Raw genomic sequence first — 9,477 nt, forward strand, 5'->3', positions numbered from 1 at the left:
AATACGGCACATCTCCAGGAAAACTAAAGCCGGTTGGTTAAATCCAAATCTAAAAATGGCAGTTGCCGTGGGTGCTTTGTAGCGACTTTTGTTTCGAGCCGTTGTTGTTCTTGGCGAAATCCTGCGTCCGTCAGGAGAGCTGTTTGAGCCCGCAGGGCGAGTTCTCTCCTGACAGCAGGATGAGCCGTAGAACAACAGGCGAAGAACAAGGGAGCAAAAAGCACCCACGGCAACTGCCGTTTTTAGGTTAAAGAATGCTTACATAGGCAATCAGCCGCGCTGGCTGATGTTGCCTGCCATGATCGGGTCTGTTCCTGCCTTGCTGGGGTTTTGAGGAGCGACCACCACGATACTCACACGACGATTCATGACCAGACCCTTGGCGGTATTATTAGATGCTACAGGGTGGTACTTGCCATATCCGGCAGCAACCAGATGATGCGGGTTGACGCCATGCTCAATAAACAGTTCGACGACGGATACGGCCCGCGCTGCAGATAGTGCCCAGTTGGAGGCAAATTGTGGGGTACGGATGGGCAGGTCGTTCGTGAAGCCGTTCACCTGGATTTGATAAGGTACCTGCGCCAGAACTTTGGCGATATTGCCTAAGGTGCTGCGCGCATTACCGCTGAGTTGTGCCTGCGCTGATGGAAAGAGAATCTTCGCATTCAAGTCAATGACTACTCCCAAATTGCTGCGATGGATGGCCACGCTACCCTGATCAATCAATGGCTTGAGTAAGGCCTTCATTTGCGCCTCAATTTTTTGCATTTCCGGATTTACCTGGGGTTTGGGTTCATGCGCTCGGGGTGATACCTGACCTTGCTGCACATGGGGAACCGGGTCCAGGGTGGCTACTTTCGGTAATGCCGGCAGGGCTACCGGGGTTTGGGTCAGGCTATTGGTATCCGATCGTATCGGGACGGGTGACCAGGGTTGACCACTAAAGGCGGATACCAGAGTTTTTGATAATACCTTGTATTTTCCTTCATTTACTGAAGAAATGGCATACATGACCACAAAAAATGCGAAAAGCAGGGTAATGAAGTCGGCGTAGGAGACCAACCATCGTTCGTGGTTTTCCCATTCCTCTTCTGCTTTCTTTTTGCGTGCCATCCCATATTCTCCTGTGTTCTCTAATACACTCAGCCATTAAATAGTCGGTTTTTTACGTTTACAGCGTCCGCTCGAAAAATAAGCGAGATTTATGCCTGATCAGGCTGGCTGTGAAGCGGCATGAATTCTGCTGAAAGGTCGTCAATGCAGGGCCAACCTTACTGGACTTGTCAAATTTTTGACATATGGATAGATGTGAGAAGGAAGCAGTCATGGTCAATGATGAAACCCGGTTGGATAAACTGTTTGTAGATGCCAATCGTTTGACGTTAAAAGCAGCGTGCGATCGCGCACTCCAGTTCCTGGTGAAAAATCAGCAAAACATGCAGGTCCTGGTAGGTCAACCCGGCACTTTCATGGGGCACGCCGCTCTGCTGTATGATGATGCGCTTCATGAGAGCCTGATTCTGGATGCTCTGACGCCGGATGCGGCTAATGCTTATGCGCTCGCCGGCGAAGACCTGCTGCTGTGGACTGACGATGCCTTGCCCCTTGGTTTTCAGACGGTGGTTGTAGAGCAACTTATCTGGCAGCGTTTTGCGGCCATTCGTATCCAGCGACCCGAAATGGTTTTTCAATGGCAAAGGCGCAGTACATTGCGTGCAGTAGTCGATTCGTCCAATAAAACTTCTGTATTATTAAAACGTTATGGAGCAAGGGCTGTAGAGGGTGAATGTGTGGATATTGGTGCCGGTGGTATGCGTATCGCCATCACCGCGCCACAGGACTATCCGGTGACTCAGGGTGAACTCCTGGCCCAGGTTCAGTTTAAGTTTCAGGGGCAAGCCTGTTCAGTGGAGGCTAAGGTCTGTCATCTGGGGCCAGGAATTTACACCCAAGGTGGGGTTCAGCAGTTAGGTTTGGCGTTTATCCATTTGCCCGTTGCGCTGGAGGATAAAATCATTCAGTACACGCTACGTTATGATCGGGAATGCCTACGCCGTGCCAGTCGCTAGGGATTGATCCTGAATGGGAACAATAATCTGAGCTTGAAGTTCAGCCGGTGGTAGATGTGCAGCACTTAATGGTTCAGTAGGCATTTCGTGATGTTCTACAATCCATTGTCCAAATTGTCTGGTTTCCGGGAGGAAATAAAGCGGGGCCAGCGAGTTACTTTGGAGTGTGCCGTTTTCCGTTTGGGGTAGTATCACCATTACCATGGGTACCCCTGACGTTTTGGCAAAATGCGGAACCTGGGAATACCGTATATTGAAGTGTTCGGGAGCAACCAGTAAAAAAGTGATCAACGCTTCATCCAGTGACTGTAACCAGACAAATGGCCCTTGACTGGGAAGATGTAGTAAAGCAAAGCGTTGCAAGTCGGTAAAGCCTGGCATGGGCGCAATACAGTGCCATACTTCCTCGTCGGCAATAGAAAATGGGCCGAACCGGGTATCATAGGTTTTCATCAGGCTTTGTCCTTTGTATTGCCAGCATCATCAACGGCTTTGGGCTGTTGATTCAGCCAGTGATTGAATGCTTCCGGGGCCGAGCTTAGAGCGGACTGGTTGGCCTGTTTGACGGTTTCCAGTAATTCTTCACGTAAAATGGTGACATTGTCACTGCTTTCTATGCCCAGGCGGACCTGCCCGTCCTCAATACGGGTCACTACAATACGAATATTGTCACCAATACATATGGCCTGACCGCGTCGTCTGGTAAGAACCAGCACGATTCAGGCGCTCCCGATCAAATGGTGTTCAGCTGATGATTTTGCAGTACCCAGGCCTGAGTATGTGGCGGGCTGTACACCGAAAAAAATTTCCCAGGCGCCCTGATTAAAGCGTTGCAATGCGCTGATAATCTGACCATTTAGTTGGTTTTTACGCATGATTTCGTTTAATAAATTGCGTAAATGCGCATCAGCGGATGAATTTTTTGAAGGTTGCCTTGCTGCTGTCATGCAGCTCTGAATATCGGCAAAACAGCACATTTTTTCAGTGGCAATCCGCTGGAGTTCTGCCATCTGACCTGATTTCAGGCACTCAGTCTCGTCATCCAGTAAGGCCTGCAATTGTTCGAGCAGCAAGCTTTCTTGAGAATCAGTCGAATCGTTGAGATCCATGATCGGCTCAGGCTGACTTGTTGGTACTTGCAGGCATGAACTGCTGATTATCCTGAGTCAGGCCCTGGCCAATTTTGAGGGGAGAAATCTGATAGGTTCCATTGGATATGGCGGCTTTGATCTGCGCGAGCTGATCAGTATGGCCAGTATTCGTATCCTGAGCAGCCATCAATTGCCGCGCCTGCGGTGAAAGCGTGAGATGATCCTGTGCAACAGTGCTCGGGGCAAGAGCTTGTCCGGAAGATTTACCAGAGTCCGGGGTGGACCCACTCACTGCTTTGTCGGTGTTACTCCGCGTGTCTGCAGTCGGTATTCCTGCAAGTGATCCAGAATATGGATTGATGGGATTCATGCGCTTATCTCCTAACGTATCTGCTGCCATAGTCACTACTACGACACATCAGATTAAAAACTAAAGCGAAATAGCCAATGAATTACTCTGAATTGGCCTAAAAGTCTACCACGACATGCCCTTGTGCGGTTACTGTCCCCCGGATTACGCGACCTGACTGCAGGTTTCTGACCATGATGCTTTGTCCGGGGCGACCGCTTTCAATGGCGTCGGCGATGGTGGCAATACGAATCCCATTGCCTTCGGCATAAAGAGTGACCTGCTCCCCTGCATGGACCACATCAGGGGCATTCAGCATGCTCGTAGTAATAGGTTGTCCGGCTAATGTTCCGAATCGCAGAATTTTACCGATGGCTTCCTGGGGCGAATTTAAGGTGTTGCCCCCCAAACCACTGGTATCCCTGCGTACGACAGCCAGATCTCCAGCCTGCAGAATGGATCCGGCAGATAGTGGCCGGGAGGCAATGACGACACTCTGATCCATTTGGATTTGTACGGGTAAATATAACTGCCAGGGGGAAGGCGACTGACAGTGGACTTGTACGGTTTGGTTGCCATAGGGGTTGCTATAACCAAAATACGCCACTTTCAACTTGCTGCAGGCAGGAAAATGAATACCCGGGGCCGGTCCGTCCAATTGAATATGAACATCCGCTGATTGATCAGGTAAATGCGCCCGCACAAAATTCCGAACCACCTCACGAATAGTTGCGGGGTTTTCTACAGCAGCCTGAGCGCAGGGGCTGACCATGGCGGATATCGCCGCGAGCAGCAAGCTGGCAACCATAGATTTTATGCTGTTTGTGAAACTGAGCTTCATAACCCCAAGGCACCTCATGTAAATAGGGTGTTAGTCAACAAGCAAAGCAAATAATGCGCCAGACTTTTAAGGAGGTTATTTCGTCCAGTGGTTTCTGAATGCGCGCAGCGGGAATGGTTGAGCGGCATTTTTTTGCCGGTTGTGTCCTGAGGACTGAAGCGGGGCGGCTTTATTCTGCCGTGTAGCATGCGTAATGAAGGGGTAATCACGGGATAATTTTTGGCATGTATGTTGCTTTAAGGTGATTGTGAATAATTTTAAGGGGCTCACGACAATGTCGGGATTGTTAGATCAGGCTCTGGATCCTTTGGCTGCGGCGCTTAAGGTTACGGGTTACCGGCAGCAACTGCTGTCAGCCAATATCGCCAATGCCAACACGCCCAATTATCGGGCCGTAGATATTCCGTTTGCTCAGGTGATGCAAGCCGTTCAGGCGGGTGATAAAGGCAGTTTACCATTGACGACTGACAGTAACCGGCAATTTACTGAAACCGGCAATAACGCGAGCATGGCTGCTTTTGTGCAATATCAACGTGGCAGCCAGGTAGGACTGGATAATAATTCGGTGGATATGAATCGAGAGCAGGCAGATTTTTTGCAAAACAGCGTGCGTTACCAGGCCGATCTGACCTTTTTGACCGGAAAAATTAAAACCTTGACCTCGGCCATTACGGGAACAACCGCTTAAACATGCAGGAGTAAGACTTATGTCATTGTTTTCAGTTTTGGATGTAGCGAGCTCGGCGCTGACCGCCCAAAGTTATCGGCTTAATGTGGTCGCCAGTAATATGGCCAATGCCAATTCGGCAACCAGTTCAGATGGTCAACCCTACCGGGCCCGGGAAGTGGTTTTTGCCGCGCAACCTTTTGCCAATGCTGGCGCTCCCGCTGGGGTCAATGGCGTACGGGTGGCCGGGGTCATCAGTAAACCCGGGCCATTCAAAATGGTCTATCAACCAGGGAATCCGCTGGCAGATAAAGAAGGCTACGTCAAAATGCCCAATGTGAATCCCGTCGATGAAATGGTCAACATGATTTCGGCTTCGCGGGCCTATCAGGCCAATGTGAATGTGATGAACACCACGAAATCCCTTTTGCAGAAAACCCTTAGCCTTGGAGCCTGAACATGAGCGTCAATTCTCTGACATCCAGCGTCAATCCTTTTTATCAATCGTTGCAGACCAGTTCGGCAAGTAGCTCAGGTACAGCCAGCAGCGGCGCCAGTGGCCTTGCCAGCGAAAGCACCTTTTACAATCTTCTGGTTACCCAGCTCACCAATCAGGACCCCCTGAACCCACTCAGTAATCAGGATTTATCTTCACAGCTGGCACAATTCAGCATGGCCAATGGCGTCCAGGCCATTCAGGGTTCGCTGAGTTCTCTCATGGATCAAATCAATCAGAACCAGGGATTGCAGGCTGCTTCCCTGATTGGCAAGTCGGTCACTACTTCAGGGAATCAGTTGACCTTGAGCAGCGGCAGTGCCAATGGGGCTTATAATCTGGGCAGCGCCGCCAGTGCAGTGGACGTGCTGGTACAGAATAGTGCCGGTCAGACACTGGCGGTTTTACCTCAGGGTTCGCAGTCTTCGGGAATGCAGACTTTTAGCTGGAATGGAGAAGGCGCCAATGGGAGCGCTTTGCCGTCAGGGAATTATCAGTTTTCGGTACAGGCCGCCGATGCCAATGGGGATGCAGTCACGACTACACCCTACATGTTTGGCGTGGTGAATGGCGTTACTTTGGGAAGTTCTGGTCCTACCCTGCAGTTACAGGGGCAACAAGGCTCGGTGCCGTTCAGCTCTGTACAGAATATTATTTAAGGAGTTTGCAAAATGGGTGCATTCAATACAGCGTTAAGTGGATTACAGGCAGCTAATACGGATTTGCAGACTCTGGGTAATAACATATCCAATGCCAATACGGTAGGATTTAAAAGCTCCAATGCCGAGTTTGCTGATGCCTATGCTTCAGCCATGGCCAATACAGCACCAACCGACGGACAGGTGGGTATTGGCACTACTGTACAAACCATCGCTCAACAATTTACTCAGGGTAATATTGAAACAACCAGTAATCCTCTGGATGTTGCCATTAACGGCAATGGTTTTTTTCAGTTCAACTATAATGGTTCAACAGTTTATGGCCGTAATGGACAGTTTCAACTGAATAAAAACGGCGTTATTGTGGATGCCAACGGTGGTGAATTGATCGGGATACAAGCGCAAAATGGTCAACTGACCGGTGCCAGCGGTCCCTTGAGCATCAATCAGAATGCCATTGCCCCGCAAGCGACTTCAGGATTGAGTTTGGGTTTGAACCTGGATTCAACCAATACGCCCATCAGTGGCACTATTAATATGAATGATCCGAGTACCTATAATTATTCGACCACGACGACAGTATACGATAGTCTGGGTACCCCGCAATTGTTGACTACTTATTATCAATTGCAAAGCGGTTCAGGTACGACAACATCCGGGCAAAAGTGGAACGTGGATTACTCGGTAACGGGAACTACTGGTGCCAGTGGTATTACTTCTGGTTATGTTGGAACTTTGGAATTTAATGCCTATGGTCAGGAAACCAGTTCAATTTCTCAACCTATTACTGGTACTCCGTGGGCTGATGGTGCGGCTCCCACCTCCATCAACGTAAGCTTCAGCGGCAGCACGAATTATAATTCTCCCAATTCCGTCATCACCAACAACAGTAATGGTTATAGTGCCGGGCAATTATCCGGACTTTCCATTGATGCCGGGGGGAATATTTATGGAAGATACAGCAATGGTGAATCCCAGCTCATGGGGCAAATCAGCCTGACCCGATTCCCCAATAATAATGGTTTGCAAAATCTCGGAAATAATTATTGGGCAGAAACCTATGTTTCGGGACAACCCCTTTCCGGTGGCCCTGGCAGTTCCAATCTGGGCGTTTTACAGGCCGGGGCGGTGGAACAGTCCAATGTGGATATTTCCAAGGATCTGGTGAATCTGATTGTGGCGCAGCAGGCTTATCAGGCCAATGCCCAGACTATTAAAACCCAGAATACGGTAGTACAGACGCTCTTGAGTTTGTAAGAGGATAAGTCATGGATACCCTTTACATTGCCATGAGTGGCGCCAATGCCATTCTGCAAAAGCAGACGGTTACGGCGAATAATCTGGCTAATGCCAATACCACCGGATATCGTGCGGATGAAGCCCAGTTCAGTGCCTTGCCGGTGTATGGGCAAGGTTTACCGACCCGCACCTATACGGCTACGGAAACCCCCAGTGTGAATTTTCAGTCAGGCCCCGTAGTACGCACCGGACGGCCTCTGGACGTGGCGGTGAATGGCCAGGGCTGGCTGACTGTTCAGGGGCCTGATGGCAAGGAAGCTTACACCCGGGACGGGAATCTGCAGCTCAATGGTCAGGGTATCCTCATGACTGCGACCGGGCATCCGGTGCTGGGCGTGAATGGCTCGCCTATTTCCCTGCCGCCGATGCAGTCTCTGGTCATTGGTAGTGACGGGGTGATTTCCGGGGTGCCGGTAGGCAGTCAACCCAATGCTGTTGTCACAATCAACCAGATCAAACTGGTGAATCCTTCGGAAAAAGGCTTGCAGAAAAATCCCGATGGACTATTTCAGAATAGTGATGGCAAACCGGCAGCTGAAGATGGCAATGTGGTGCTTGAGCCTGGAGCGTTGGAAGGCAGTAATGTGAATCCGGTCAATGCGATGATCCAGATGCTCGAAGATACCCGCCAGTTTGATATGCAGACCAAGTTGATGCAAACCATTTCCCAGGATCGGCAAAGTGCCAATCAATTGCTGGTGTTGTCATGAACAATCAGGAGCAATAAATCATGATGCGTTCTCTTTATGTAGCAGCAACTGGCCTGGAAGGTGAACAGACCAAAATGGACGTTATTGCCAACAATCTGGCGAACGTCAACACCACCGGATTCAAGCAGTCCCGCGCAGTTTTTCAGGATTTGCTCTACCAGAATCTGCGGCAACCGGGTGCGCAGTCTTCGCAGACTACCCAATATCCCTCAGGACTTCAGCTTGGCACCGGGGTGCGCGTCGTTTCCACGGAACGCCTGATGACCCAGGGCAACTTGACCCAGACCGGCAATGCGCTGGATGTGGGGATCAATGGCCAGGGCTTTTTCCAGATCATGCAGCCCAACGGGACCATTGCTTACAGCCGGGACGGTACTTTTCAGATGAATAATCAGGGGCAACTGGTCACCTCCAACGGTTATCTGTTGCAGCCACCGGTAACCATTCCACCCAATGCCCAAAGCATTACGATTGGTAGTGACGGGACTGTTTCGGTAGTGCTGCCGGGGCAGGCCCAACCTCAGCAGGTGGGTACCATCCAGCTCGCCAATTTTATCAATCCCACCGGCCTGCAAAGTATTGGCGACAACCTGTATTTGCAGACGGGATCTTCCGGCGCGCCGCAAACGGGACAGCCCACCCTCAATGGTTTGGGTTCTGTGCAGCAGGGCTACCTGGAATCTTCCAATGTCAATGTGGTGTCGGAATTGGTGGATATGATCGCCACGCAGCGTGCCTACGAAATCAACAGCAAGGCGGTATCCACTTCGGATTCCATGCTCGGATATCTCACCCAGAATTTGTGAGGCTGATAACATGACTGCGCAAGCCATCCACAAGGTTCCCATGCATTTTCCAGTATCCTTCGGAAAAATCTGGATGGTTTTGCTGCGTCTGGGTTTTTTGTTGCTGCTGGTGATGGGCTTGACGGCGTGCGCCACTTTGCAGGGGCATCATGATCTCAAGCCGCTCAAACCGTTACCTATTCCCGCAGAACCGGAATCACTGGCGGCGCATGTTCCTAACGGGTCCATCTGGCAGGCAGGCACCAATGTGTCTTTATTCAGTGATAATCGAGCCAATCGTGTGGGCGACCTGATTACCGTGTTGATTCAGGAAAACTCCAGTGCCAGCAACAACACCAATACCGCTATTAATACTTCAGATTCCTTGAGTGCAGCGCTGACCAACTTTTTTGGCATTGTCCCGGCGTTTGGGAGTGTCGCTGGTACCCCATTCAGCCCCAGTATGGGCGCAAACAGTGCCCAGAAATACGGCGGGACGGGGGCGACC

Annotated in this window: 14 protein-coding genes; 8 read left to right on the forward strand and 6 right to left on the reverse strand. The window is 50.5% G+C overall.

Annotated elements, in window-relative coordinates; genetic code table 11:
- Positions 1–270: 270 nt before the first annotated feature.
- Positions 271–1,116 (reverse strand): flagellar motor protein MotD, encoded by an 846-nt coding sequence (gene motD / locus BLW97_RS05740; RefSeq protein WP_010640033.1) that lies wholly within the window; start codon positions 1,114–1,116, stop codon positions 271–273.
- A 212-nt stretch (positions 1,117–1,328) separates the two neighbouring features.
- Here motD and BLW97_RS05745 point away from each other — a divergent pair, with 212 nt between their 5' ends.
- Entirely contained in the window at positions 1,329–2,072 is a 744-nt protein-coding gene (locus BLW97_RS05745; RefSeq protein ID WP_075322610.1) for a flagellar brake protein, read from the forward strand.
- On the opposite strand, the gene fliW is transcribed toward BLW97_RS05745, so the two are convergent.
- The 5 genes from fliW to flgA all read right to left on the reverse strand — a co-directional run bounded on the left by fliW (position 2,052) and on the right by flgA (position 4,320).
- Complete coding sequence (gene fliW / locus BLW97_RS05750) at positions 2,052–2,525, reverse strand: flagellar assembly protein FliW (RefSeq protein WP_075322611.1); 474 nt, start codon at positions 2,523–2,525, stop codon at positions 2,052–2,054. The genes BLW97_RS05745 and fliW overlap by 21 nt on opposite strands.
- Positions 2,525–2,788 (reverse strand): carbon storage regulator, encoded by a 264-nt coding sequence (locus BLW97_RS05755; RefSeq protein ID WP_075322612.1) that lies wholly within the window; start codon positions 2,786–2,788, stop codon positions 2,525–2,527. The genes fliW and BLW97_RS05755 overlap by 1 nt, the downstream gene beginning before the upstream one ends.
- A gap of 3 nt (positions 2,789–2,791) precedes the next feature.
- Positions 2,792–3,181: a hypothetical protein gene (locus BLW97_RS05760; RefSeq protein ID WP_075322613.1), complete on the reverse strand. Its 390-nt coding sequence runs from the start codon at positions 3,179–3,181 to the stop codon at positions 2,792–2,794.
- Between the two features lie 7 nt (positions 3,182–3,188).
- Positions 3,189–3,533, reverse strand: coding sequence for a flagellar biosynthesis anti-sigma factor FlgM (gene flgM / locus BLW97_RS05765; protein ID WP_075322614.1), 345 nt, complete (start codon positions 3,531–3,533; stop codon positions 3,189–3,191).
- 97 nt (positions 3,534–3,630) lie between these two features.
- Positions 3,631–4,320: a flagellar basal body P-ring formation chaperone FlgA gene (flgA, locus tag BLW97_RS05770; protein ID WP_035209695.1), complete on the reverse strand. Its 690-nt coding sequence runs from the start codon at positions 4,318–4,320 to the stop codon at positions 3,631–3,633.
- A 307-nt stretch (positions 4,321–4,627) separates the two neighbouring features.
- On the opposite strand from flgA, the gene flgB reads away from it, so the two are divergent.
- From flgB to BLW97_RS05805, 7 genes are all read left to right on the forward strand, one after another.
- Positions 4,628–5,041, forward strand: a complete 414-nt coding sequence (gene flgB, locus BLW97_RS05775; RefSeq protein ID WP_075322615.1) for a flagellar basal body rod protein FlgB — start codon at positions 4,628–4,630, stop codon at positions 5,039–5,041.
- 19 nt (positions 5,042–5,060) lie between these two features.
- A complete protein-coding gene (flgC, locus tag BLW97_RS05780; protein WP_010640019.1) occupies positions 5,061–5,477 on the forward strand; it encodes a flagellar basal body rod protein FlgC in 417 nt (138 codons plus the stop codon).
- 2 nt (positions 5,478–5,479) lie between these two features.
- The gene (locus BLW97_RS05785) at positions 5,480–6,175 is read left to right on the forward strand and encodes a flagellar hook assembly protein FlgD (RefSeq protein WP_024892680.1); all 696 of its coding nucleotides are present in this window, start codon (positions 5,480–5,482) and stop codon (positions 6,173–6,175) included.
- Between the two features lie 12 nt (positions 6,176–6,187).
- Positions 6,188–7,432 carry a flagellar hook protein FlgE gene (flgE, locus tag BLW97_RS05790; RefSeq protein WP_075322616.1) on the forward strand — a complete coding sequence of 415 codons (1,245 nt, stop codon included), beginning with the start codon at positions 6,188–6,190 and terminating at the stop codon, positions 7,430–7,432.
- An 11-nt stretch (positions 7,433–7,443) separates the two neighbouring features.
- Positions 7,444–8,184, forward strand: a complete 741-nt coding sequence (flgF, locus tag BLW97_RS05795; RefSeq protein ID WP_075322617.1) for a flagellar basal-body rod protein FlgF — start codon at positions 7,444–7,446, stop codon at positions 8,182–8,184.
- 20 nt (positions 8,185–8,204) lie between these two features.
- On the forward strand, positions 8,205–8,990 hold the full coding sequence (flgG, locus tag BLW97_RS05800) for a flagellar basal-body rod protein FlgG (RefSeq protein ID WP_075322618.1): 786 nt from the start codon (positions 8,205–8,207) through the stop codon (positions 8,988–8,990).
- A 10-nt stretch (positions 8,991–9,000) separates the two neighbouring features.
- On the forward strand, positions 9,001–9,477 hold a 477-nt coding region (locus BLW97_RS05805), incomplete at its 3' end, for a flagellar basal body L-ring protein FlgH (RefSeq protein WP_207650561.1).

The sequence above is a fragment of the Acidithiobacillus albertensis genome (genome assembly GCF_001931655.1).
Classification (GTDB): domain Bacteria; phylum Pseudomonadota; class Gammaproteobacteria; order Acidithiobacillales; family Acidithiobacillaceae; genus Acidithiobacillus; species Acidithiobacillus thiooxidans.